We start from the raw sequence: 22,889 nt of genomic DNA, 5'->3' as shown, positions 1-22,889 counted from the left end.
GCGAAGCTGACGTTCGATCAGGCCGTGGCCAGATCCTTCTGGGCGGCGTTCGCGCCGTCGCCGGTCTTCGGCGGAGCGATCGCGAACACCTTGGACGAATTGAAGATCCAGGTGCCGACGAAGCCGTGCTCAACCGGCGGCTGGTTCAGCTCGCTCATCGCGCCGACCAGGCAGCTCCAGTTGAGGATCTCCTGCTGGCCAGCATCTTCGACCTCTTTGCCGGTCAGGTTGCGCCAGGTGTCCCAGTCACCTTTGACGAGAGCGTCGTACATCTTCCGGTCTGCAGGGACGTCCGGATAGAGGTAGTGGTTCTTCATCGTCAGGAAGGCGTGCGACCAGCCCGACGAGGCGATCAGAGCCACGCGGTAGGGCGACTTCTTCAGGATGCGCGCCGTGGCGGCGCCGAGATCGAACAGGCGCTTGGGCGTGGGCGCCGGCGGATCCAGTTCGTCGTCGCTGAGTTCGTGGTCGAAGTTCGGGCTGCCGCCGCGCTGCGCAATGACCCGACGACCGTAGCAATTGATCGCGAACGGGATCAGCGGATAGGGGAAGCCCTTTTCCCGGCCGTAGTCGAGGTAGTTGACCGCATTGTAGAACGCGTGCCCCAGCGGATGGTGAAGGGGCTTGTACGAGTAGGCGACGTCGAAACCTTCCTCGATCAGCGACGTGGTGAGCTCCTTGGCGATCTTCGGCGCGCCGGCGATACGGATCTTCTTCGTCGGATCCTCGCCCCAGACGTTGTCCGCTGGCGGCGAGAAGTTGAACTCGTCATGGGCGCTGATCGCGAACGGCGGGATGATGTCTTCGCGGAAGTTCTCGTACTGATCGTCGCCCCACATCAGCACGAAGTCAGGCTTGAACTCGTCGAGCGCTTCGCGGCTTCTGTCCATCCAGCCCACCAGGTCGGCGCGGTGACGGGCGGCGGAGGCAAGGCCTTCATCGTTGGCCCATTGCTGGCGCATCTCTTCCGGCCAGTTCTTCGGATCCTTCAGATGTTCCGGCAGGCGCGGCATGGTGAGCATGCGTCGAAGCAGACCCGCCATCTGCTCGTCTCGGCCGCTGAGCGGCGGGTAGTGAGTAAGTCCGAGGGCCAGGATATCGCCCATGTGAAATTCCTCCACGTGTTGGCTCGCATCGGACCTTGGGCCACTTGAGACGCGGCGACTGGGCCGGCTTGCGAGCGCGGTTTGCGCCTGAGGGGGTCTCCGCATTGCAGCGCGGCCAGGATTTCCTGGGCGGCTTCGGCGGGCGCCTCATCAGCGCGATTGAGCTTTTTGTATCAGGTCTCACGTGTTTCGATCATAGAATCAGTCTCCGAGCGCCCACATTCACATGCTTGAATGCGGCAAGTGGGGCCGGGGAGGGAGAAAGCGTGACCGCTGCGACAGTCAAATCGACGGAACGCGGCTTCGCCATCCTGGAGATGTTCGACCGTGAACGTCGCCCGCTTTCGCTGAGGGATATCTGCGCTGAACTGGGTTATGCGCCATCCAGTGGACTGAGTATCCTGAAGAGCCTCGTTACACTTGGATATTTGGATTTCGACTCCAAAACCCATACCTATTTACCCACTATGAGAATATCTTATCTTGGCCGTTGGGTTGAAGATGTTCTTTTTGGCGATGGGCAGCTTATCCGGATGATGGAGCGGCTTCATTCCTCGACTGGCCGGATCATCATACTCGGCACTCAAAGCGGCCTATACGCACAATGGGTGCATGTGGTGGCGGGTCAGTCATCGCTGAACTTCATCGCGCCGCCCGGGACCTTGCGGCCGCTGACGTCCTCGGGCGTAGGCCTGATGTTGTTGAGCGGCTACACGGACGTCGAGATCGAGAAGATCTGCAGGCAGATCAACTATTTCAACAGCGAGGAACGGGTCGAATACGAGACCGTGCTGAAGACCATCGAGGACGTTCGCCGCAACGGCTACGCCCTGACCATCGATACCCCGCTGCCAGGGGGAAGTCTGTTGTCGGTGGCGGTGCCGGGGGTCTGGAATCATCGCCGACTCGCGATCGGCATGCCGTTGGCGACCAGCAGCGTGCACGAGCAGCTCGAGCCTGCGCTGGGCATGTTGCGCATGGAAATCGCCAGCCTGGGCGCCCAGGCTGCGCCCTGAAGATCATGATCTTGCGCCGGCTGCGCACGGAGTTTTGCATTTGTCGTCTGACCGGGGCAGTTCTGTCGAGATGGACGACGCCGACATCAGAGCCGGAGGATCGAAACCGGGCGCGCGCGGTCGCGACCGGCGACTGGGCCGCGCAGACTGGATGGCGGCCGGCCAGGCGCTGCTGATCGAAGGCGGCGTCAGGGCGCTTAGGCTGGCGGCGCTGACCGCGCGGCTGAAGGTTTCGTCGGGCAGCTTCTACCATCATTTCCGTGACATGGACGAGTTCCTGGGCGCGCTCGCAGATGACTACAGCTCCGAGCAGATCGAGCGGCTGATCGATGAGATCAGTCGTGAGACGCAGGACCCACTGGATCGCCTGCGGTTGCTCGCCCGCCGGACCTGGCGCAGCGAGCTCATGCGGCTGGATGGGGCCATGCGGGTCTGGGCAGCCTCTGATCTGCGTGCGGCTCAGGCGCTCAAGCGCTCGGAGAGCGTGGTGCTGGCGTTCATGAGTGAAGCGTTTCGGGTCGCTGGGTTCGATGAAGCCGAGGCGACGATGCGCGCGCGGCTGTTCACGTCCCTCCAGGTCGCCCACCTCCTGTCCCTGTCGGACGCCGAGTCGTGGCAGATGCGCCGCGAGGCGTTCGTCCTGCTGACGGCGCAACCCGCCAAGCGTTAGGCGGGCTTGGGAGGTCGCGGGAACATCGCCTTGGGGTCGATGTATTCCTCGATGCGCACGATGTGCTCGCCCCGGGTGGTGACGATCAGGCAGACCGGGAGACGCTCGAAGCCGCCGCCTGCGGCGAAGCTGCCTGACAGCAGGTGCTGCTGCACGAACCCGTCGGCGGTCTGCAGGCGTCGCACGTCGCCGCACTTGAGCGCGCTCAGCGACCCGAAGAACTGGCGCACGCCCTTCATCGCCCCGGCGCGGTCGGTCTCAAGCTGGTCGAAGCTGTGCCAGACCGTGGCGTCCGGCGCGTAGAGCGTGTCGAACGCGCCCGCGTCGAGGGTGTCGAAGGCGCGCGTCAGGCGCTCGGCGATTTCGGTCATCGGCGGTTTCCCAGAAGGCGGAGCGTCTCAGCGCGAGCGCAGGTCGGTGGTGGCGCGAGGGCGTTCGAAGCCCAGCAGTTCGGCGACCCTCGGCGTCAGTTCGTCCCGTTTCGCGCGCGGGATCAAGGCCGGCCAGGGTCGCTGGGTGACGATGAACGGGCGGACGTAGTAGGCGAACAGGCCGGTGCGGGTCTCGGCGTCGGTAACGTTGGCCCCGGTCTGGTGCCAGACGCGGCCATCCATGGCGAACAGCGAGCCGGCACGGCAGACGATGGGCCGGGCCTCGGCGTAGTCGCCGTTCCACTTCGGGCCGTGATCACGCTTGTGGCTGCCCGGGATGTAGCGCGTGCCCCCGTTCTGCGGCGTGAAGTCGTCCAGGGCCCAGCCGATGTTGAACGCCATGGCGTAGGGCGGCCAGGGGCTGGGCAGGAAGCCCTGATCAGCGTGCATCCCCATCCGTCCCGAGCCCGGAGCGGTGCGGTTGCCGCTGAAGTTGGACAGGCGGAAGTCCGCGCCCAACGCGTGCTCCACCAACGCCAGGGCCAGTGGATGCTCCACCAAGCTGCGCATCACCTCGCTGCGCGGCGCCAGGTCGACGATGCGGATATTGCGGTCGTCCGGATCGTAGTGGAACCCGGCGAGCTGGGCGCCCGCGGCGCGGTCAGCGGCGATCAGCTCATCCACAGCGCCGCGCGCCGCGGCCAGCTCTGCGGCCGACAGAACGTCAGGCGCGACGACTACGCCATGCTCGTCCAACTCGGCCAGCATCGCCGCGAGTTTTCCCGTCGGCATCGGGCGATCCTCCCTGCTGGTTCACTTGAGCATAGGATAAGTTATGTTATCGTTCTGCGTAAAGCCGTCGTGAACGGCATGCGGGAGGAATCCGATGACCCTGGTCGAAGCCGCGCCGGCGCGACTGCCTGCCGCGACCCGTGATCCCGAACAAGCTGAACGCGACCTGGCGCAGCACGGCGTCTGCATCGTTGAAGGCGTGCTGCAAGGCGCCGATCTGCAGCGTGCTCGCGACGCGTTGTACCATGCGGCCGAGACCGACCCCGGCCGAGGCAAGGGGCCCCGCATCCGGCTCGACTATGGCCCCGAGAGCAACCAGCGTGTCTGGAACCTGCTGAACCGCGACCGGGTGTTCAGCGAGCTCGCCGAACATCCGCTGGCCATGCGCCTGCTGCGCTCGGTGATCGGCTGGCCGGCGCTGCTATCGAACATCTCGGCCAACATCACTGGGCCCGGCGGTGGCGACAGTTACGTGCACTGCGACCAGCAGTACATGCCGGAACCCTGGAGTCGGCCGCAGGGGATCAACTTCGTCTGGTGCCTGGACGATTTCACGCCGGACAACGGCGCGACCATGATGGCGCCCGGCAGCCATCTGGAAAACCGCGCTCCACGCCCTGGCGACGCCGCCGCCGCGCACGCGCCGCTGGTCGCGCCCGCTGGTTCTCTCTGCGCGTTCGAGGGGCGGGTTTGGCACAAGACCGGCGTCAACGTCACCGCCGACGAGCGCCGCGCCGGCATCTTCGCCTGGTACACCCTGCCGATCTATCGCCAGCAGGAGAACTGGTACCTGTCGCTGAACCCGACGGTGCTGCAGTTCGCCTCGCCGACCCTGCTGGAGCTGCTGGGCTACCAGACCAAGGGGTTCGGCCTGGTCAACGGCCTGCCGCCGCTCTGGCGGGAAGAGCACGCCACGCCGAACTAAAGGGGGATGCGGGCGGCGTCGCTACGCCGCCCTGTCCCGTCGGCGGCCTCAGGTTTCCTGTAACGCGTCATAGAGCTCGTGAGCCTCGGCCACGAGCTCGTGACGGATGTAGCTCGGGAATATGTCGTTGATCGGCGCGTAGTCCTTCAGCACCTCACGCGCGACGGTGACCTTGTGGACTTCGGTCGGGCCGTCGGCGAGGCCGATGTGGAACGAGTTGATGACCAGCTCGGCGAACGGCATCTCGTGGCTGATGCCCAGCGAGCCGTGGACTTGCAGGGCGCGCGCGGCGATATCGTGCAGCAACTTCGGCATGGTGGCCTTGACCGCCGCGACGTTCTTGCGGATCGCCTTCCAGTCGTTCCCCTGGTCGGCCAGCCAGGCCGTCTCCAGGATCAACAGGCGGAACTGACGAAGCTCGGTCCAGGAGTCGGCGATCTTCTCCTGCACCATCTGCTTCTTGGAGAGCTGCTCGCCCTTGGTGAAGCGGGATACGGCGCGTTCGCACATCATCTCGAAAGCGCGTGTGGCCTGCGCCAGGGTCCGCATGGCGTGGTGCATGCGCCCGCCGCTCAACCGCACCTGGGCGACGACGAAGGCGTCGCCTTGGCCGCCCAGCATATTCTCGGCCGGCACGCGCACATTGGTCCAGCGGACGTGGCCGTGCGTGTTTTCCGGTTCGCCGTAGAAGCCGTAGTTGCGGACGATCTCGATGCCGGGGGTGTCGGCCGGGACGATGAACATCGACATCCGCCGGTAGGGAGCCGCGTCAGGGTCGGTGACAACCATGACGATGTAGAAGCTGGCGTAGCGGGCGTTGGAGGCGAACCACTTGTCGCCGTTGATCACCCAATCGTCGCCGTCGCGCACGGCGCTCGCGGCAAGCACCAGCGGGTCGGCGCCGCCCTGCGGCTCGGTCATCGAGAAGCACGAAACGATATCATTATTGAGTAGGGGCTCGAGGTACTTCTTCTTCTGCTCGGGCGTGCCGTAGTGGGCGAGAATCTCGGAGTTGCCGGTGTCGGGCGCCTGCGAACCGAAGACGATCGGTCCGAAGCGCGAGCGGCCGAACTTCTCGTTCATCAAGGCGAGCTTGAGCTGGCCATAGCCTTTGCCGCCCAGCTCCGGGCCGAGGTGGCAGGCCCACAGGCCGCGGTCCTTGACCTTCTGCTGCAGCGGCCTGACCAGGCGCTTGAACTCAGGCGCATGGATGTCCCACTGGCTGCCCAGAAGCACGTCGAGCGGTTCGACTTCCTCGCGCACGAAGGTGTCGATCCAGTCGAGCTCGGGCTGGAACTCGGGATCGTTCGAGAAACTCCACATGGTCTGGCTCCGGGCGGCTGAGGAATGATGCGGCGTTGAAGACCCGCGTCGTAAGGAAGTCAAGATTGTGAATGATATTGTCCGACAATCTGACGCACCCACGATGATCCAACCTGCGCCGGCGGCCAGGCTTTCGCGATCGGGTCAGTCCTCCGGCGCGAACGCTTCGTCGGGCAGCCCATCGAGGTCGCCCAACAGACGCCGCGTCCGGGCCCGTCCGATCGCTTCGGCGGCCTGGGCGTCGCCGCCCAGCACGGCGTCGTGCAGGTCGCGATAGAGGTCGAAGCGCTCGCGCTCGTATTCAAAGTCGTACTGCCGAAACTGGGTGCGCGTCAGGTGCAGATCGGTGTTGGGCAGCACGCGGGCGAGTTCGCGATTTCCGCCGATGTCGATCAGCGCCCGGTAATAGGCGTTGCGCGCCTGCACCCGGTCGCGCAGGCCGGCCAGGTCGCGAGAGGCCTGCAGAAGCTCATAGGCGTCGCGCAGCGTCGTCCGGGCGCCCGGCTGATCGATGTTCTCCGCCGCCAGGCGCGCCATCAGCCCGTTCAGCACCTCCGACACGACGATGATGTTGCGCGCGGCCTTGCGAGACAGCATCCGGATGGAGGCGCCCTTGTTGCGGGTGATCTGCACGACGCCGGCGGCTTCCAGCCGGCTCAGCGCCTCGCGCACCGCGCCGCGGCTGGTTTGGTAGCGCTCCATCAGATCGGCCTCGACCAGGCGCTGGCCGGGGGAGAAGCGACCTTCGTACAGCCCGTCCATGATGTGACGGGCGAGGATGTCGTGGGGACTGACGCTCATGCGGTAATCTGCGGTTCCAAGCACCTCGCGGGCAATAGCGCTGATCGACGTCCGCGTCATGCGGGTGCAGGTTGGCGCGCGGCGCCAGAGTTCGGGGGCGCGGGTTCAGGGACGGCGTCGATGTGGATGGTGTTTGGCCGCAACGCGCCGCGGCCCAGGTTGGCGGCAGCCGTCGCCATCGGCATCCTCACCGGCTTCGCCTGTCTGGCGTGGACGCCGGCGAGCGCCGGCACCTGCCTGATCATTGGCTGGGACGTCGCCTGCCTCAGCTTCATCGCAGCCGCCCTTCACTCGATGATCGGGCGCACCCCTGACCAGATCCGCCAACGCGCCGCGGCCGACGATCAGGCGCGAGCAACCATCCTGGGCCTGGTGATCGTCGCCTCGGTCGGCAGTCTGGCGGCCACGGCGTTCGAGCTGTCGCTGGCCAAACACGACCCGGGCTTCGCCAGGGGTGCGCGAGTCTGGCTGGCCTTCGCCACCGTCGCCGCTTCGTGGTTCATGGTGCAGATGATCTTCGCGATCCACTACGCGCATGGCTACTACGACAAGGTGGATGAGGGCGACGCGGGCGGTCTTGAGTTTCCCGGCGGCGAAGATCCCGACTACTGGGACTTCCTGCACTTCTCGATCATCATCGGCGTAGCATCGCAGACCGCCGACATCGACATCACCAGCAAGTCGTTGCGCCGGTTGGGGACGCTGCACAGCCTGCTGACCTTCACCTTCAACACCGTGGTCGTCGCCCTGACGATCAACATGGTGGCCGGGTTGTTCTGAACGACCGGCCTAGTCGAGCCGGGCGATCAGCGCCTTCAGTTCCGCGGACACAGGGCAGGTGCGCAGCATTTCGCGCAGACGCTCTTCAACGGCAGCCTGTCGCTGTCCGGCCAGGCCGTCGTCCTGATCGATCTTCGGGGACGAGATCTGCGACTCACGCAAATGCGGCGAGTAGAAGCGGTCATAAGTCTTGGGTTCGACCTGCGTCATCAAGATGTCGAGCATATGACTTACGTCCACGCCTGGCTCTGGCGGTGGATCGGAGCAGACGCGCCGCCATAATTCAGCAAGCTCTGCATAGATGATCTCCTCGCGGCCTGTCATGCGCCAGTCCTTCGCAACCTCAGGGCCAGACCAACCGCAAGGCGCAACCAAGAGTTCCATCGGTGTGGACTTTCGGCGCTTCTAATTGATCGTCCGCGCCGTTGAATCGGACTGTGGCGGCGCAGCACAAATGAATGCTGCAGTGCAGGGAACCCGCTCGCGCGTTCGGAATTCGGATTGGTGGGGGTGGCGCGGGCGCGGCTCCACCCGCCTTCCGGATGACCGTGCATTGAAGGAGCGCCGCCATGAGAATCGCCCAGGTGTCACCGCTGTACGAGGCGGTCCCTCCGAAGCTCTACGGCGGCACCGAGCGCGTCGTCGCCTATCTCACCGACGCGCTGGTCGATCTCGGTCACGATGTGACCCTGTTCGCCAGTGCAGACGCGGAGACCTCAGCGAAGCTTGCCGCCGTGCGTGATCAAGCGATCCGCCTGGACCCCGCGCCGCTGAAATCCGATCTCGCCGCGCACATGTCGATGCTGGACGAGGTGCGTCGCCGGGCGGATGAGTTCGACATCATCCACTTCCACACCGACATCCTTCATTTCCCGTTCTTCGAGGCGCTGGCGGGCAAGACCCTGACCACCCTGCACGGCCGCCTTGACCTCAAGGACCTGCCGCCCGTTTACGCGCGATGGGGCCAGTATCCGCTGGTCTCGATCAGCGACGACCAGCGCCGACCGCTGCCGCACGCAAGCTGGATGGGCACTGTGCATCACGGCGTGCCGGGGCAGGGGTACGACCTGCACCCCGACAGCGACGGCTACCTGGCGTTCCTCGGCCGGATCTCGCCGGAGAAGCGCCCCGACCGCGCCATCGCCATCGCCACCCAGCTCGGGCGACGGCTGAAGATGGCCGCCAAGATCGACGCCGCCGACGCCGCCTACTATCGCGACGAGATCGAGCCGCTGATCCGCGGCAACCCGCTTGTCGAGTTCGTGGGCGAGATCTCCGACCAGCAGAAGTCCGCCTTCCTGGGCGGCGCTGACGCGCTGTTGTTCCCGATCGACTGGCCCGAACCGTTCGGGCTGGTGATGATCGAGTCCATGGCCTGCGGCACGCCGGTGATCGCCTTTAAGTGCGGTTCGGTGCCGGAGATTGTCGAGGACGGCGTGACCGGCTTCGTCGTGGACTCGCTGCAGGCGGCGCTTGACGCCGTGCGTCGGCTGCCGACGCTGAACCGGCGCGAAATCCGCCGGCGATTCGAACTGCGGTTCTCGTCCATGGCGATGGCGCGCCGCTATACGGCTCTGTATGAGGAACTTGCCGCCTCCCCTCGACTGGAAGCCCCCAGGGCGCTCGTGATGTGAGTTGAACGCGTGGACGATCTCGCACCCGCCCCAAACTCGGCGGTAGAGCATGGCGAGACCGGCGAACCGCGGGTCCCGCATCGACTCTTCGCGCTGAAGGACAAGGACACCTTCGTGGTGTCGGACGCGTTTGGGGACATCCTAGGCGCGGGCGACGGCCTGTTCCGGGACGACACCCGCATCCTGTCGCGGTTCCGGCTGCTGCTGGGCGGCCATTCGCCGTCGCTGCTCAGTTCGGCTTTGGCGCAGGACAATGTGTTTTTCACGTCCAACTGCACAAACAGCGCCCTGCCGGTCCCTGGCGCCTCGATGGGTCCGCCGGGCGTGCTGCACGTGGAGCGCAAGCGCTTCCTGTGGGAGGAGCGGCTCTACGAGCGCATCGCCATCGTCAACTACAGCCGTGATCCCGTGATCATGCCGTTGACCATCGAGTTCGACGCGGATTTCCATGACATGTTCGAGGTGCGCGGGATGAAGCGCACGCGGCGTGGGACGCTGGCGCCGCCGGAGATCGACGGCCGCCAGGTGCGGCTGGCCTACGAGGGGTTGGACGGGGTGCGCCGCACCAGTGTCATCGCCTTCTCCGATGCGCCAGGACGCCTGAGCGCACGGCGCGCGGAGTTCATGGTGTCGATCAATCCGGAGGGCCGCCACCAGCTTTACCTGGAGATCGGCGCCGAGGGCGAGCTGACGCCCACCCGCGAGCGGTTCCGAGGCGCCGCAGCGCGCGCGCGCTGGGAAATGCGGGCCCGCAACCGCCTCGGCGCGCGGGTGCACAGCTCGGGACGACTTTTCAACGAGTGGCTGAACAAGTCCCGCGCTGACATCGCCCTGCTGACCACGCCCATGGAGACCGGACCGTACCCCTACGCGGGCATCCCCTGGTTCTCGACGGCCTTCGGGCGCGACGCGATCATCACCGCCTGGCAGATCCTGTGGATCGACCCGTCACTGGCCAGAGGCGTGCTGGCGTATCTCGCCGCCCACCAGGCCCACGAGATCTCGGCGTTCCGGGATTCCGCGCCGGGCAAGATCATGCACGAGACCCGCAAGGGCGAGATGCCGGCGCTGGGGGAGGTGCCGTTCGGCCGCTACTACGGCGGCGTCGACACCACGCCGCTGTTCGTGGCCCTGGCCGGGGCCTACGCGGAGCGCACCGGCGACATGGCCCTGATCGACGAGATCTGGCCCGCGCTGAAACGCGCGGCCGACTGGATGGAGGTGTTCGGCGACACCGACGGCGACGGGCTCATCGACTACAAGCGAGGATCGGATTCCGGTCTCGCCAACCAGGGCTGGAAGGACAGCGAGGACTCCGTCTTCCACGTCAACGGCCGCTTTCCCGACGGTCCGATCGCGCTCGTCGAGGTGCAAGGCTATGCATTCGCCGCCTATCGCGCCCTGGCCAGGTTCGCGCGCCTTCGCGGCGCCGAGGGCGCGGAGGATTGGGAGGCTCGCGCCGAGCGCCTTCGCCGGACCGTGGAGGACCGCTTCTGGATGGAGGCGCAGGGCTTCTACGGCATGGCCATCGATGGAGACGGCGCGCTTTGCGAGGTGCTGGGCTCGAACCCCGGCCACCTGCTGTTCTCCGGTCTGCCCGCCCCCGAGCGTGCGCGGCGGGTGGTCAAGCGGCTGAGCTCGAACGCCTTCGCTTCGGGTTGGGGCGTGCGCACGCTGGCGATCGGCGAGGCGCGCTTCAATCCGATGTCCTATCACAACGGCTCGGTGTGGCCGCACGACACCGCGGTCTGCGCCATGGGCATGTCGCGCTATGGCGAGCGCGAGGACGTGGTCCGCCTCACCGCGGCGATGTTTGAAACCGCGGCGCATTTCGAGATGCGGCTGCCGGAACTGTTCTGCGGCTTTCCACGGTTTCCCGGCGAGCCGCCGGTCGCCTACCCGGTGGCCTGCCTGCCGCAGGCCTGGGCTGCGGGCTCGGTGTTCATGATGCTGCAGGCTTGCCTTGGCCTGCAGGTCCACGCCTTGGAGCGCCGCATCGAGATCGTCGACCCGCACCTGCCGGTCGGCATCAGTCGGTTGAACATCGAAGGCCTGGCTGTAGGCGACGCCAAGGTGGACCTGCTGTTCGAACTGGTCGGTGAGACCGTGCTGGTGCGCGCGACCGGCGCCGATGGTGTCCAGGTGGCGATCAAATAGATCGGAACCGCCGATCCCCGCACCCGTTTGCGTCAAGCGGAGCCGTAAGGATGTTTGCGGCGCTTCAACGGGAGACGCCCCCATGCCGGAAATCACACCGGACCACAGCCTCATCACGTCCAGCCGGGTGACAGACACCCCCGTGTTCAACCAAGAAGGCGACCGGATCGGCCGGATCGAGGATCTGTCGATCGACAAGCTCTCAGGGCAGGTGCGCTACGCACTGTTGTCGTTCGGCGGATTCCTCGGCATTGGCGAACGCTACCATCCGCTGCCCTGGGCGGTGCTCGACTACGACACGACCCAGGACGGCTACGTCCTGCCGTTGACCAAGGACCAGCTCGAGAAGGCGCCGTCCTACGGCAAGGACGAACTCGAAGGCTTCGGCGGCGGCGATCAAAGCTACCGCGACTTGCTTTACGCCTACTACCAACCGTACGGCGCGGTGCCTTACTGGCCTTAGGCGAAGCGTTCCGCCGCGCCACCGCGCGCTGCGTGACGCGTTGTAGCGCTGCGTCGATCTTAGCAGCGCCGTCTTCCAGCGATGGTTGCGAGACCGCATGGGACAAGACGCCAATCGGCCAGCGGCGCTCAACGGTTATGACGTGCGCGAAACTGGTCGGCTTACGGCGGCTATTTCTGGATGGCGCACGCGGTCCAGCAGATCGCCAACGACGGCACCCGCGAAGCCGTCGGCGGGCTCGATCTCGCCGAGCGTCAGCAACTTGTGCGCGCATCGGTCGACGACGCGCTGCCGCGTTACGACCTGTCACCATCGAAAGCCAGCTGGACCCTCGACAACAACCCCAACAGAATCGTCGTCGCCGTCACTTTTGATGCGTCACAATCGCCGATCTTCGCGCTGCGCAAGCTGGTGCCGATGCCGAGCTCGACCATCCGTCGGCAGGCTGTCGTCAGCGTCGGAGGTTATTGATGCGGGCGCGGGGGCGGGCGGCTTCGTTCGCGGCCGATCAGCGTGGCGGGGTGGCGATCCTCACCGCCGCAGGCGCGGTGATGATGCTCGGTTGCGCGGCTCTGGCGGTCGACGTGGGCTCCATCTACCTGCAGGCGCGCCAGCTTCAGGGTGTCGCCGACCTGGCGGCCGTCGCCGCGGCGCGGGACTTGCCGAACGCGCGCAAGGCGGCCCGCGCGACGGCCGCCGCCTCCGGCTGGAAAACTCCGCTGACCGTCAAGGTGGCGCTCGGGGTCTACACGCCGAACCCCGCCCTGAAGCCCGGCGAGCGTTTCGTGGCCACGCGGATAGAGCCCAACGCTGTTTCGGTGACCGCCAGCTCCAACGCCGACTTGTTCTTCGCGCCTGTGCTGATCGGGTCGCACAAGGTGAAGATCACCCGGCGCGCGACCGCCGCACGAGCCGAGTTGGCCAGCTTTTCCATCGGCACGCGGCTGGCTTCGCTGCATGGCGGCGTCGCCAACCAGGTCCTGAGCGCCCTGACCGGCAGCACGGTGTCGCTGTCGGTGATGGACTACGACGCGCTGGCTGACGCCGACGTCGACCTGCTGCGCTATTCCGAAGCCCTGCGCACCTCGATGCATCTCACTGGCGCCAGCTTCAATGAGGTGCTGGCTACCGAAACCAACACCGCCGACGCCCTCAAGGTGCTGGGCGACCTGTTGAACGAGACCGGCCAGATCCCCGCCGCCAAGGCGGCGCTGAAGCTTTCGGCGGCCGCAGGGCCCGGCAAGCCCGTCAAGCTCGACGGGCTGCTGTCGCTCGGCCCCTACGGCGACCAGGATCATGTGGCAGGCGCCTCCAGCACAGACGTCGCCGTCGGATCGCTGGCCATGGCCCAGGGGATCCTCGCGCTGGCGCAGGAGGGGCGGCAGGTGAAGTTGGACCTCGGAGCCAGCGTCCCAGGCGTGGCGGACCTCGACGTGTGGCTGGCGATCGGCGAGCGGCCGAACCATTCGCCATGGCTTACCGTCGACCGCGACGGCGGCGTGGTCATTCGCACCGCCCAGGCGCGGCTCTATGTCGAGGCCAAGGCGCTGGGTGCCCTGAGCGGCCTGGGAGCGCAGCCCGTGCGCCTTCCGTTGCTGCTCGAGGCCGCGAGCGCGGAGGCCAAGCTGTCCGCGGTGCAATGCCCTAGCGACCCTGCCAGCCAGTCAGCAACGCTGGCCGTGCGGCCCAGCCTGGGCGAGGTGGCGATCGCCGACATCGACGTCAGCAAGCTGGACGACTTCAAGGCCCCCCTGACGCGCAAGCCCGCCGCGATCCTCAGCCTACCTCTAGTGAAGGCGACCGGCTCGGCGCACGTGAAGCTGGGCGGGACCAGTTGGAATCAGGTCTCGTTCGACCGCGCCGACATCACCGCGCGCCGTATCAAGACTGTCGCCACAGACGACATCGTGCAGACCGCCGCCAGCACGTTGCTCGGCGACCTTGATCTGAATGTCACCCTGCTCGGCCTGCCGCTCGGGTTGAACCTGAACTTGATCAAGCAAAGCCTGGCCTCAGTGCTCAACGGGGTCGCGGCTCCGGTTGACGCGCTAGTCAACAGCCTGACCGCGATCCTTGGCGTGCGGCTTGGAGAAGCGGACGTGCGGCTAAACGGCCTGCGTTGCCGGGACGCGGCGCTGGTCGCCTGAACACGCGGCATGGCCAGAGCGCGTGGGCGCGGCGCGACGAGGAGGGGAGGACGATGGATTTCGAACGCAAGGTGGCGGTGCTGGGCAGTCCCGTGCAGTGGGATGCCAGCGATACGTTCATCGACCCCACGCAGGATCTGTTTTCTGTCGTGCCCGCTGATTCCAGGGAGCCGCGCGACAGGCCGCAGGTGAGCGAGCCGCGTTTGCGCGGTCGGCTGCATGCGATCTGCGTCATCTATGCCTTCGCGCCCAATGTGGAGCAGCGCATGGAGGCGGTGGACGCCCTGGAACAGCTAACGATCGAGCTCGCCCGCGTCTTCGCAGAGACATCTCGCGCTCGCGGGACTATTTGACGCCTTCGGCAATTGTTGCCTAATTGCAACGCTCTCCAATTTTTGGTCTTGGATATCAACATCCTGTTGACGAGCGGGCGCGAGCGGGCGCCTCCTCCCAAACAACAAGCGCCGCAGTGGCGTAGCGGGGAAGCGCATCATGAAGTCGAACCTGTTCAACCAGGGCTCGGCCCTGGCCGTCTGCCTTGCGGCGGGACTGTGGGCCGGCTCGGCTGCTGCACAGTCCGGCAGCGAAGTCAGCGAAGTCATCGTCACCGGCTCGTTCATCGCCGGTACGCCCGAGGACGCGGCCTTGCCGGTCGATGTGATCGGCGCCGACGAACTGCAACGTCAGGGCAATCCCACCACCATCGAGCTGATGAAGAACCTCACCGTCAGCGGCGGGGTGAACGGCGACCACAACCAGTACGCCACCATCGGCTCCACGCCGTCCGGCGTCGCCACGGTCAACCTGCGCAACCTGGGCGCTACGCGCACCTTGGTGCTGCTGAACGGTCGCCGCTTGGTGTCCGTTCCGACGAGCAACGGCCCGGTGGACGTGAACTCGCTGCCACAGGCCGCCATCGGCCGCATTGAAATCCTAAAGGACGGCGCGGCGGCCACGTACGGTTCCGACGCCATCGGCGGCGTGGTCAACTTCATCACCCGCAAGAACTTCGACGGTCTGCAGGTCTCGGGTGACTATCGTTACGTCCCCGGCGCCGACGAGCCCGACTACAGCGCCAGCGCCATCTGGGGCTGGCAGGGCGAGCGGGGCGACGTCCTGCTGTCCGCCGGCTGGCAGATGCGTGGGCGCCTGCGCGGCAACGAGCGCGACTGGAACCTTCCGAGCTATCTGGAGAACCCGGACTCCGGCTATTCCTTCACCAACAGCCCGGTGTCTTTCCTACCGCTCACCGGAACCTCGACGCTGGGCGCTCAATTGCGCGATCCAGGCTGCGCCACGGTGGGCGCGCAGGCGGCCTTCGTCGGCGGTAACCAAGTCTGTCTGTCCCGCATCGCCGGCACCTTCGTCAACCTGATCGATCCCACGAGTCGATGGCAGGTGTACGGCGAAACCAACTTCGAGCTGTCCGACACCGTCAAGTTCCATGCCGAGGCCTTCTACACCGAGACCAAGTCGGTGGGGCGCAGCTCGCCCGGCTATCCGACCACAGCGCCTGGGCCGACGGCCCTGACCTCGCCGTTCCCCGGCAGCTACTTCGTGCCGGCCAGCAACCCGGGCCTGACCTTGCTGCGTCAACAGTTCCCCAACGCCCTCCCGGCGAACCTGACGGGCGTAGTCCTCCCGGCGATCAACTTCCGGCCCTTTGGTCTGGGCGGAAACCCGGTGTTTGAGGGCGACGGCGTCGCCGTCCCGACCATCCTGAAGACCTATCGGCTCTCGGGCGGCTTCTCGGGCAAACTGTTCGACAGCATCGGATGGGACCTCGCAGGGACTTACCACACCGTCAACATAGTCACCAAGGGCGGCTGGGACACCTTCGTCTCGCGCCAACAACTGGCGCTGCGGGGCTTCGGCGCGCTGGCCGGCGACACCAATGGTTGCACCGCGGCGGAGACCGCGAACTTCACCACCAACGCCGGCAACAATGCGCTAGGTTGCTACTACTTCAACCCGTTCACCAATTCGTTCGCCCAGAACTCGCAGTTCTCCGCCGAACGTCCGGGCGCGGCCAATCCGCTGTTCAATTCCGCGGTCGCCAACCCTCTGGAGCTGGTGAAATGGATGGGCACGGCGATCACCAGCGACTCCACCGCGCGGCTGTTCGTGCTCGACGGCGTGCTCAATGGCGAACTGCCGATCGAGTTCTCGGGCGGCAAGGTCGGTTGGGCGGCCGGCGGCCAGTTCCGCCGCAATTTCTATCGGACCGACTATGGACCGCTGAACAACCGCCTAGTGACTCCATGCTCCGATACCCTCATCGGCGGCGCCTGCACGAACTCGCCGGGCCCCTTCGGGCTGCTATCCTCGTCGACCCCCGCCAATGTTGTGCAGAATGTCTACGCCGGGTTCGCCGAAGTGGCGCTGCCGTTCACCGACAACTTCAACGCCCACATCGCGGCCCGCTATGAAAACTACGGCGAGAACGCCGGCGGCGACACCTTTAACCCGAAGCTGGACGTACGCTGGCAGGCGCTGGACTGGTTGGCGTTCCGCGGCTCCGTCGGCACCACCTTCCGCGCGCCGCCGCAGCCGCTGGTCGACCCGTCGCCGGTGGTGACGGGCGTGTTCATCAGCAACGCCTTCCGCGCCATCGCCCAGTTCGGCAACCCCAACCTGGCGCCGGAGAAGGCCACCACATACAGCGTCGGCGCGATCGTCGAGGCCGGGCCGTTCAAGGGCACGGTCGACTACTGGAATTTCGACTTCCAGGATCCATTCACCGTCGAATCGGCCGCCGGAATCGTCGGTCAGATGTTCCCCAACAACAGCGACGTGAACTGCAACAACCCAGCGTTCGCGATCATCCAGGCTCGCTTCACCTTCCCGACCGGGGTTTGCGGGGTGAACAACTTCACGCAGATCGCGGTGAACTGGGCCAACGCGGGGGGTGTGAAAACCGATGGCGTCGACGTCACCGGTGAACTCAGCTTCGACGACATCTACGGCGGCGGCCTGAAGCTAGGCTCGCAGGTCACCTGGAACCACAAGTACACCATCGCCGAGGTCAAGCTTCAGGGCGTCACCACGCCTGGTTTCGAAGGGGTCGGCAAGTTCAACTACAACACCGGCTTCTATCCGATCCCGGAATGGCGCGGGATGTTCTACGCCGAGTGGGACAGCGGCCCGCACAACATCCGCCTGCAGACCAACTACATCGACGGCTACATCGACCAACGCACGACGCCGTTCACCGGCAACCTGGTGATCGGCGACGTGGCGACCGCGGCTCAGGCGACCGTCGTGCCCCGTCCGCAAGACGGCAAGAAGATCGACGCCTTCGTCACCACGGACGTCACCTATCGAGTGTTCCTGCCCTGGGACACCACGGCGGTGTTCAATGTCACCAACATCTTCGACACCGACCCGCCGCTGGCGCGACTGGAGCTCAATTACGACGCCCTGACCGCGAACGCGCTGGGCCGGACCTACAAGATCGCGCTGACCAAGAAGTTCTGATCGCGGAGGCCGGGGGCGCGGCAGCGTCCCCGGCCCGAAAGCGACGCGCCTGCGCTCAACCAGCGTGGCCAACTGGCGAATATACGCGGCGGGAGAACGGCTACGCCTAGTAGCGGTCCTGCAACGTTCCAATTTTTATCACGACCGTCACATTCGCGCCTGTGCCCGGCGGCGCGAAGGCCGGATGTGGTTATTCACACGAGGGTGTCGTTTTTCGGCCCACTGCGGGGGTGTCCGTTGTGGCGTCGCTCTGCGAAATTGCTGCGGGCTCATCCATGAACTTTGCAGCAAACTTGACCCAGTGGGCCCACGGCCGATCGGGTTTCTTTTCATTTCCGGGCGCCGAAGCCGGCAGGCGGGCGATCCGCGCCGGTGCGGCTGGATCGCGGCGCGCGGGAATGCCAAACCGAGCGGCCGGTGCGGCGCCGGCGCCCGGGGACTGGCCTATGGACGAACCCACCACATCGATCGCCTCCACGCGATCGCACCAGATGTTCCCGACGCTCAGCGCCGCGGAGATCGATCGCGTCCGCCGCTTTGGCCAGGCCCGGTCCTATGCGACGGGAGAGGCGGTTGCCCGCGTCGGCGATCCCGACCATGGGTTGAAGCTCGTCCTGGCTGGCCACATCGAAGTGACGCAGCACGACGAGTCCGGCCGCCGCCTGCACATCGTCACCCACGGCCCCGGGCAATTCTCGGGTGAACTTGCGCAACTCTCCGGTCGTCCGTCGCTGGTCGACGCCTACACGCTCGACGCCGTCGACGTGCTGGCGATCGCGCCGGAGCGGCTGCGCGCCCTGCTGACGGCCGAGGCTGAGCTGGGCGAACGGATCATGCGCGCGCTGATCCTGCGCCGCGTCGGCCTGCTGGAGACCGGCGCCGGCGGGCCGCTGATCGTCGGTCACGCCGACGACGCCGACGTGCTGCGCCTGGAGGGCTTCCTGGCGCGTAACGGTCATCCGCATCAGCGCCTGGACCCCGATCACGACGCCGATGCGCGCGCGCTGGTCGACCGCTTTCAGGTCGGGCCAGGCGAACTGCCGCTGGTGCTGTGCCCAGGCGGGGAGCTGTTGCGCAATCCGACCGAAAGCGCGCTGGCCCGATGCATCGGCCTGGTTGGGGCGATCGACCCGGACCGCGTGTTCGACGTGGCGGTGGTCGGCGCGGGCCCCGCCGGACTGGCGACAGCGGTTTATGCGGCGTCGGAAGGCCTGTCGGTGCTGGTGCTCGACTGCCGTGCGTTCGGCGGTCAGGCCGGGGCTTCGGCGCGGATCGAGAACTACCTCGGCTTTCCCACCGGCATCTCCGGCATGGCGCTGATGGCGCGCGCCTACACCCAGGCGCAGAAGTTCGGGGTCGAGATGGCCATTCCCGACGAGGTCCTGGCTCTGGAGCCGCCCGGCGATGGCGAGACGGTCCTGACCCTGCGTCTGGGCGAGGCTGAGCGGATCCGCACCCGCGCCGTGGTGCTGGCCTCGGGTGCGCGCTACCGGCGCTTGCAGGTCGCAGAGCTGGACGATTTCGAGGGCGCCTCAGTGCACTACTGGGCCTCGCCGCTGGAGGGCAAGCTGTCGGAGGGCCAGGACGTGGCGCTGGTCGGCGCGGGCAACTCCGCCGGCCAGGCCGCGGTGTTCCTCGCCGGCCGTGCAGCGAGCGTCACCATGCTGGTGCGCGGCCGCGCGCTGGCCGACACCATGTCGCGCTACCTGGTCGAGCGCATCGAGGGTCTGGAGAATGTCACTGTGCGCACCGGCGTCGAGGTGGCCGGTCTGGACGGCGCCGACGGCATGCTGGAGGCGATCCGATGGCGGCCGCGCGACGGTGGGGACGAGGAGCGCGGGGCGATGCGCCAATTGTTCCTGTTTATCGGCGCCGATCCCAACACCGACTGGCTGCGTGGCTCCGGCCTGGAGATGGACGCCCGCGGCTTCGTGCGGACCGGCGTTGAGCTGGGCGACGGCCGCCTGCCGCTGGAGACCAGCCTGCGCGGCGTGTTCGCCATCGGCGACGTGCGCGCAGGCTCGGTCAAGCGCGTCGCCGCGGCGGTCGGCGACGGCGCCCAGGTCGTGGCCTCCATCCACGCCTACCTGGCCCAGGCGGCGCGGCCGGAAGCGGAGATCGGGGCCTTGCCGGCCTGAGGGGCGCGGGGCCACAAGGACGGGCGCTCGGCGAACCCGCGAAAGGCCACCCCCCATGTACGACCTGCTCAAGGGCTTGAGGATCGTCGAGGCTTCATCGTTCGTCGCGGCGCCGTCCAGCTGCCTGTACCTGTCCCAGATGGGGGCCGAGGTGATCCGACTGGACAACGTCGGCGGCGGCCTGGACTTCAAGCGCTGGCCGCTCTCGCCGGGCGGCGACAGCTTCTATTGGGAGGGGCTGAACAAGGGCAAGAAGTCGGTGGCCATCGATCTCTCCAGCCCCGCCGGTCGGGAACTGGCGGTCGCCATCGCCGCGGCGCCGGGAAAGAATGCGGGCCTGTTGGTCACCAACTATCCAGCCGACGGATTCCTCGCTTACGACCGGCTGAAGGCGGCGCGCGGCGACCTGATCTGCGTGCGTGTGATGGGCTGGCCGGACGGCGGCACGGCGGTCGACTACACAGTGAACAGCGCGGTTGGCTATCCGCTGATGACCGGCCCGCTCGGCTCCGACGTTCCGGTCAACCACGTCCTGCCGGCCTGGGATCTGCTGACCGGGGCCTACGCCGCCTTCGCCATCACCGCCGCTGAACGCGCGCGATCCGCTGACGGCCAGGGGCGCGAGGTGCGGGTGTCGCTGTCGGACATGGCCGCCGCGACCCTCGCCAATCTCGGTCAGGTGGGCGAGGTGCTGTCGGCCGGCGCGGATCGGGCGCGGATGGGCAACGACCTTTACGGCGCCTTCGGCCGCGACTTCGCTACGCGTGACGGACGCCGGGTGATGGTGGTGGCGCTCACCGCACGGCAGTGGAGCGGCCTGCTCAAGGTGCTGGGGATCGGCGACGCGGTTGCGGCGCTCCAGCAAAGCCTGGGCGTGTCGTTGAAAGACGAGGAGGCGCGCTTCACACACCGTGAGGCGCTGTTCCCGGTGTTCGAGGCGGCGATCGGCGGCCGCGACTACGCGGACCTGGCGGCAGGCTTCGACGCCAACGGCGTATGCTGGGGGCCGTACCAGAGCGTGCATCAGGCGGTCACCCAGGACGCGCGCCTGTTCGGCGCCAACCCGATGTTCTCCACGATCGCCCATCCCAGCGGCCTGAGCTATCCGGCGCCGGGCGCGCCGGCGATCATTCCTGACGCGGTGCGCGCGCCGCCGCGGGCGGCGCCCAGGCTCGGCGAGCACACTGACGAGGTGCTGTCCCAGGTGCTGGGACTGCCCGCGGTGGAGATCGCCCGACTGCACGATGCGGGCGTGGTGGCTGGTCCTGCGCGCACGCCTTAGGCCGCAATGCCGCCACAGGCGCACCATCGCATGCGCCGATGCGCAAGCTTCCCGTACTGATCGCCACACTGCTGCTCGCTCTGACGGGTTGCGAGCGTCCCGCAGCCTCGCCCCCGCCCGCTGCGGCGGCGCCCGCGCCGGCGACCCCCGCCGCCATCGCGCCGCCGCCGGCCGCGTCGATGCCGCCGGTGGAGCCGCCCGCGCCGGGAACCCCCGGTGGTCTTCCCGACGACCGGACACCGATCTCCGAGGCGCCGTTCACGCCGCAGAGCGCCCAGGGCGCGGCCCAGGTGGTGCAGACCTACTACGCGCTGCTGGCCGAGAAGAGGTACGCGGAGGCCTGGGCGCTGCGCGAGCCTGAAGCCGCCGGAGAGTCGGCGTTCGCCGCGGGCTTCGCGCCCTACTACAGCTATGCGGCCCAGGTCGGCGCACCGGGCGAGATCGAGGGCGCGGCCGGGTCGCTGTTCGTCGACGTGCCGGTGGTGATCTACGGCCGCCGTCTCGATGGTGCGCCGCTGCATCTGAGCGGCACGGCGACCCTGCGCCGGGTCAACGACGTGCCGGGGTCCAGTGAGGCGCAGCGCCGGTGGCGGATCGTCAAGGCGCCGACCGAGTAGGTCGGGCTATTCGGCCGCGCGCCGGGACGCGGGTGTCACGTGCGGCGTCGCCAGCTTCTCGCGGCGCGCCGGATCGAGGTTGGTCGGGTCGAAGATGTTGATCACGCCCGCCTGGAGCTCCTCCCATTGGGGATGGCCCAGAGCGCGGGCCGCATCATGCGCGCCGGCCTGCCAATGCTGGTTCACCGAGGCGCGGGAGAACTCGTAGTCGCCGCCGAACGCCTCATGCCCCGCCTGCCGGTAGATCAGGTGCACGATATTCAGGGCGCGCAACGACGCGTGGGCGGACAGCAATCGCAGGTCGGGCTCGTCGCAGAATCCGTCCGGTAACCGCGCCAGCAGCCGGGCCAACGCCAGCTTGACCTCCTGTTCGCGCTTGGCAACGTCGGTGTTCAACCGGGTGCGGCTGGAGAAGCGGATGGCTTTGGCGCGCGCGTCGGCCTGCAGCAGGTCGCGGGGCATCTCGCCGGTGGCGCTGAACAGGTCGAGTTGGAAGACCAGCAGGTCGCGCGCCTCCTCGGTCTCGATCACGTAGTTGAGCGGGGTGTTGGAGACCAGGCCGCCGTCCCAGTAGTCCTCGCCCTCGATGTCGATCGGCGGCAGGCCCGGCGGCAGCGCGCCGCTGGCCAGGATGTGCTCTGGACCGATCCGCGTGGTCGCGGTGTCGAAATAGGCGAAATTGCCGGTGCGGATATTGACGGCGCCGACGCTGAGGCGTGTCCGTCCCTGGTTCAGGCGGTCGAAGTCCACCAGCCGGTTCAACGTGTCGACCAGCGGCCCGGTGTCGTAGAGGCTGAGCGCGTCCTGCGCGCCCACGCCGTTCGGCCAGGGCCAGGGCAGGCGTGGGGTGAAGAACCCCGGCGCGCCGAACATCATCGCCGCCGCGGCGCGGGCCAGTTGAGGTTCTTCCGTCCCGAGATGCACCGGCGCGAGGGACGCGGCCCCGCTGGACACCGTCGACCAGAAATCCTCCAGGTGCTTCACCCGGTCCGCGGCCGGCGCGCCGGCGATGATCGCCGCGTTGATCGAGCCGATCGAGATACCGGCCAGCCAGTCGAAGTCGGCGATCTTGCGCGCCAGCACCGAATAGGCGCCGGCTTGGTAGGCGCCCAGCGCGCCCCCGCCTTGCAGGACAAGCACGGTGGCCGGTGTGCGAAGGGCGTCGGCAGGCATGCATGAACTCCGTTCCG

The 22,889-nt window shown here is 67.1% G+C and carries 21 protein-coding genes; 14 read left to right on the top strand and 7 right to left on the bottom strand.

Annotated features, from left to right (window positions below; genetic code table 11):
• Positions 1 to 17: 17 nt before the first annotated feature.
• Positions 18 to 1,106 (bottom strand): hypothetical protein, encoded by a 1,089-nt coding sequence (locus Q8R27_RS05215; RefSeq protein ID WP_305698011.1) that lies wholly within the window; start codon positions 1,104 to 1,106, stop codon positions 18 to 20.
• A 266-nt stretch (positions 1,107 to 1,372) separates the two neighbouring features.
• On the opposite strand from Q8R27_RS05215, the gene Q8R27_RS05210 reads away from it, so the two are divergent.
• Together Q8R27_RS05210 and Q8R27_RS05205 are read left to right on the top strand one after the other, a co-directional pair.
• A complete protein-coding gene (locus Q8R27_RS05210) occupies positions 1,373 to 2,122 on the top strand; it encodes an IclR family transcriptional regulator (RefSeq protein WP_305698010.1) in 750 nt (249 codons plus the stop codon).
• Positions 2,123 to 2,162: 40 nt separating this feature from the next.
• Positions 2,163 to 2,792: a TetR/AcrR family transcriptional regulator gene (locus Q8R27_RS05205; protein WP_305698009.1), complete on the top strand. Its 630-nt coding sequence runs from the start codon at positions 2,163 to 2,165 to the stop codon at positions 2,790 to 2,792.
• On the opposite strand, the gene Q8R27_RS05200 is transcribed toward Q8R27_RS05205, so the two are convergent.
• Positions 2,789 to 3,163 carry a nuclear transport factor 2 family protein gene (locus Q8R27_RS05200; protein ID WP_305698008.1) on the bottom strand — a complete coding sequence of 125 codons (375 nt, stop codon included), beginning with the start codon at positions 3,161 to 3,163 and terminating at the stop codon, positions 2,789 to 2,791. The two genes, Q8R27_RS05205 and Q8R27_RS05200, sit on opposite strands and share 4 nt — an antisense overlap.
• Positions 3,164 to 3,190: 27 nt before the next feature.
• Positions 3,191 to 3,955: a phytanoyl-CoA dioxygenase family protein gene (locus Q8R27_RS05195; RefSeq protein ID WP_305698007.1), complete on the bottom strand. Its 765-nt coding sequence runs from the start codon at positions 3,953 to 3,955 to the stop codon at positions 3,191 to 3,193.
• A 94-nt stretch (positions 3,956 to 4,049) separates the two neighbouring features.
• Between Q8R27_RS05195 and Q8R27_RS05190 the strand changes: the two genes are divergently transcribed.
• The gene (locus Q8R27_RS05190; protein WP_305698006.1) at positions 4,050 to 4,880 is read left to right on the top strand and encodes a phytanoyl-CoA dioxygenase family protein; all 831 of its coding nucleotides are present in this window, start codon (positions 4,050 to 4,052) and stop codon (positions 4,878 to 4,880) included.
• A gap of 48 nt (positions 4,881 to 4,928) precedes the next feature.
• Here Q8R27_RS05190 and Q8R27_RS05185 read toward each other — a convergent pair whose 3' ends face one another.
• Entirely contained in the window at positions 4,929 to 6,203 is a 1,275-nt protein-coding gene (locus Q8R27_RS05185; RefSeq protein ID WP_305698005.1) for an acyl-CoA dehydrogenase family protein, read from the bottom strand.
• Positions 6,204 to 6,347: 144 nt separating this feature from the next.
• The gene (locus Q8R27_RS05180) at positions 6,348 to 7,004 is read right to left on the bottom strand and encodes a GntR family transcriptional regulator (protein WP_305698004.1); all 657 of its coding nucleotides are present in this window, start codon (positions 7,002 to 7,004) and stop codon (positions 6,348 to 6,350) included.
• A gap of 120 nt (positions 7,005 to 7,124) precedes the next feature.
• Between Q8R27_RS05180 and Q8R27_RS05175 the strand changes: the two genes are divergently transcribed.
• Positions 7,125 to 7,784, top strand: a complete 660-nt coding sequence (locus Q8R27_RS05175) for a DUF1345 domain-containing protein (protein WP_305698003.1) — start codon at positions 7,125 to 7,127, stop codon at positions 7,782 to 7,784.
• A gap of 9 nt (positions 7,785 to 7,793) precedes the next feature.
• On the opposite strand, the gene Q8R27_RS05170 is transcribed toward Q8R27_RS05175, so the two are convergent.
• The gene (locus tag Q8R27_RS05170) at positions 7,794 to 8,108 is read right to left on the bottom strand and encodes a hypothetical protein (RefSeq protein WP_305698002.1); all 315 of its coding nucleotides are present in this window, start codon (positions 8,106 to 8,108) and stop codon (positions 7,794 to 7,796) included.
• A 245-nt stretch (positions 8,109 to 8,353) separates the two neighbouring features.
• On the opposite strand from Q8R27_RS05170, the gene Q8R27_RS05165 reads away from it, so the two are divergent.
• The 10 genes from Q8R27_RS05165 (at position 8,354) to Q8R27_RS05120 (ending at position 21,699) form a co-directional block, all read left to right on the top strand.
• On the top strand, positions 8,354 to 9,418 hold the full coding sequence (locus Q8R27_RS05165) for a glycosyltransferase family 4 protein (RefSeq protein WP_305698001.1): 1,065 nt from the start codon (positions 8,354 to 8,356) through the stop codon (positions 9,416 to 9,418).
• Positions 9,419 to 9,427: 9 nt separating this feature from the next.
• Positions 9,428 to 11,575: an amylo-alpha-1,6-glucosidase gene (locus tag Q8R27_RS05160; protein ID WP_305698000.1), complete on the top strand. Its 2,148-nt coding sequence runs from the start codon at positions 9,428 to 9,430 to the stop codon at positions 11,573 to 11,575.
• Between the two features lie 82 nt (positions 11,576 to 11,657).
• The gene (locus Q8R27_RS05155; protein ID WP_305697999.1) at positions 11,658 to 12,038 is read left to right on the top strand and encodes a PRC-barrel domain-containing protein; all 381 of its coding nucleotides are present in this window, start codon (positions 11,658 to 11,660) and stop codon (positions 12,036 to 12,038) included.
• A gap of 180 nt (positions 12,039 to 12,218) precedes the next feature.
• A complete protein-coding gene (locus Q8R27_RS05150; protein ID WP_305697998.1) occupies positions 12,219 to 12,509 on the top strand; it encodes a pilus assembly protein in 291 nt (96 codons plus the stop codon).
• A complete protein-coding gene (locus Q8R27_RS05145; RefSeq protein WP_305697997.1) occupies positions 12,509 to 14,185 on the top strand; it encodes a pilus assembly protein TadG-related protein in 1,677 nt (558 codons plus the stop codon). The genes Q8R27_RS05150 and Q8R27_RS05145 overlap by 1 nt, the downstream gene beginning before the upstream one ends.
• Positions 14,186 to 14,238: 53 nt before the next feature.
• The gene (locus Q8R27_RS05140; protein WP_305697996.1) at positions 14,239 to 14,538 is read left to right on the top strand and encodes a hypothetical protein; all 300 of its coding nucleotides are present in this window, start codon (positions 14,239 to 14,241) and stop codon (positions 14,536 to 14,538) included.
• A gap of 139 nt (positions 14,539 to 14,677) precedes the next feature.
• Positions 14,678 to 17,662: a TonB-dependent siderophore receptor gene (locus Q8R27_RS05135; protein ID WP_305697995.1), complete on the top strand. Its 2,985-nt coding sequence runs from the start codon at positions 14,678 to 14,680 to the stop codon at positions 17,660 to 17,662.
• A gap of 446 nt (positions 17,663 to 18,108) precedes the next feature.
• Positions 18,109 to 19,800 (top strand): FAD-dependent oxidoreductase, encoded by a 1,692-nt coding sequence (locus tag Q8R27_RS05130; protein WP_305697994.1) that lies wholly within the window; start codon positions 18,109 to 18,111, stop codon positions 19,798 to 19,800.
• A gap of 55 nt (positions 19,801 to 19,855) precedes the next feature.
• Positions 19,856 to 21,082, top strand: a complete 1,227-nt coding sequence (locus tag Q8R27_RS05125; RefSeq protein ID WP_305697993.1) for a CoA transferase — start codon at positions 19,856 to 19,858, stop codon at positions 21,080 to 21,082.
• 38 nt (positions 21,083 to 21,120) lie between these two features.
• Positions 21,121 to 21,699 (top strand): hypothetical protein, encoded by a 579-nt coding sequence (locus Q8R27_RS05120; protein WP_305697992.1) that lies wholly within the window; start codon positions 21,121 to 21,123, stop codon positions 21,697 to 21,699.
• A gap of 6 nt (positions 21,700 to 21,705) precedes the next feature.
• Here Q8R27_RS05120 and Q8R27_RS05115 read toward each other — a convergent pair whose 3' ends face one another.
• The gene (locus Q8R27_RS05115; RefSeq protein ID WP_305697991.1) at positions 21,706 to 22,872 is read right to left on the bottom strand and encodes a patatin-like phospholipase family protein; all 1,167 of its coding nucleotides are present in this window, start codon (positions 22,870 to 22,872) and stop codon (positions 21,706 to 21,708) included.
• Positions 22,873 to 22,889 lie beyond the last annotated feature (17 nt).

The organism is Phenylobacterium sp., assembly GCF_030697305.1.
Taxonomy (GTDB): domain Bacteria; phylum Pseudomonadota; class Alphaproteobacteria; order Caulobacterales; family Caulobacteraceae; genus Phenylobacterium.
Note: the sequence above shows the minus strand (reverse complement) of the source record. Positions and strands in the feature narration are given on the sequence as shown.

Bases quoted from the DNA above. Each gene is read 5' to 3' on its own strand.
- Q8R27_RS05165 (WP_305698001.1), top strand. From the start codon at position 8,354: ATGAGAATCGCCCAGGTGTCACCGCTGTACGAGGCGGTCCCTCCGAAG.
- Q8R27_RS05145 (WP_305697997.1), top strand. From the start codon at position 12,509: ATGCGGGCGCGGGGGCGGGCGGCTTCGTTCGCGGCCGATCAGCGTGGC.
- Q8R27_RS05170 (WP_305698002.1), bottom strand. From the start codon at position 8,108: ATGACAGGCCGCGAGGAGATCATCTATGCAGAGCTTGCTGAATTATGG.
- Q8R27_RS05120 (WP_305697992.1), top strand. From the start codon at position 21,121: ATGCGCAAGCTTCCCGTACTGATCGCCACACTGCTGCTCGCTCTGACG.
- Q8R27_RS05130 (WP_305697994.1), top strand. From the start codon at position 18,109: ATGGACGAACCCACCACATCGATCGCCTCCACGCGATCGCACCAGATG.
- Q8R27_RS05195 (WP_305698007.1), bottom strand. From the start codon at position 3,955: ATGCCGACGGGAAAACTCGCGGCGATGCTGGCCGAGTTGGACGAGCAT.
- Q8R27_RS05135 (WP_305697995.1), top strand. From the start codon at position 14,678: ATGAAGTCGAACCTGTTCAACCAGGGCTCGGCCCTGGCCGTCTGCCTT.
- Q8R27_RS05125 (WP_305697993.1), top strand. From the start codon at position 19,856: ATGTACGACCTGCTCAAGGGCTTGAGGATCGTCGAGGCTTCATCGTTC.
- Q8R27_RS05215 (WP_305698011.1), bottom strand. From the start codon at position 1,106: ATGGGCGATATCCTGGCCCTCGGACTTACTCACTACCCGCCGCTCAGC.
- Q8R27_RS05150 (WP_305697998.1), top strand. From the start codon at position 12,219: ATGGCGCACGCGGTCCAGCAGATCGCCAACGACGGCACCCGCGAAGCC.
- Q8R27_RS05115 (WP_305697991.1), bottom strand. From the start codon at position 22,872: ATGCCTGCCGACGCCCTTCGCACACCGGCCACCGTGCTTGTCCTGCAA.
- Q8R27_RS05180 (WP_305698004.1), bottom strand. From the start codon at position 7,004: ATGAGCGTCAGTCCCCACGACATCCTCGCCCGTCACATCATGGACGGG.
- Q8R27_RS05185 (WP_305698005.1), bottom strand. From the start codon at position 6,203: ATGTGGAGTTTCTCGAACGATCCCGAGTTCCAGCCCGAGCTCGACTGG.
- Q8R27_RS05200 (WP_305698008.1), bottom strand. From the start codon at position 3,163: ATGACCGAAATCGCCGAGCGCCTGACGCGCGCCTTCGACACCCTCGAC.
- Q8R27_RS05190 (WP_305698006.1), top strand. From the start codon at position 4,050: ATGACCCTGGTCGAAGCCGCGCCGGCGCGACTGCCTGCCGCGACCCGT.
- Q8R27_RS05155 (WP_305697999.1), top strand. From the start codon at position 11,658: ATGCCGGAAATCACACCGGACCACAGCCTCATCACGTCCAGCCGGGTG.
- Q8R27_RS05175 (WP_305698003.1), top strand. From the start codon at position 7,125: ATGTGGATGGTGTTTGGCCGCAACGCGCCGCGGCCCAGGTTGGCGGCA.
- Q8R27_RS05140 (WP_305697996.1), top strand. From the start codon at position 14,239: ATGGATTTCGAACGCAAGGTGGCGGTGCTGGGCAGTCCCGTGCAGTGG.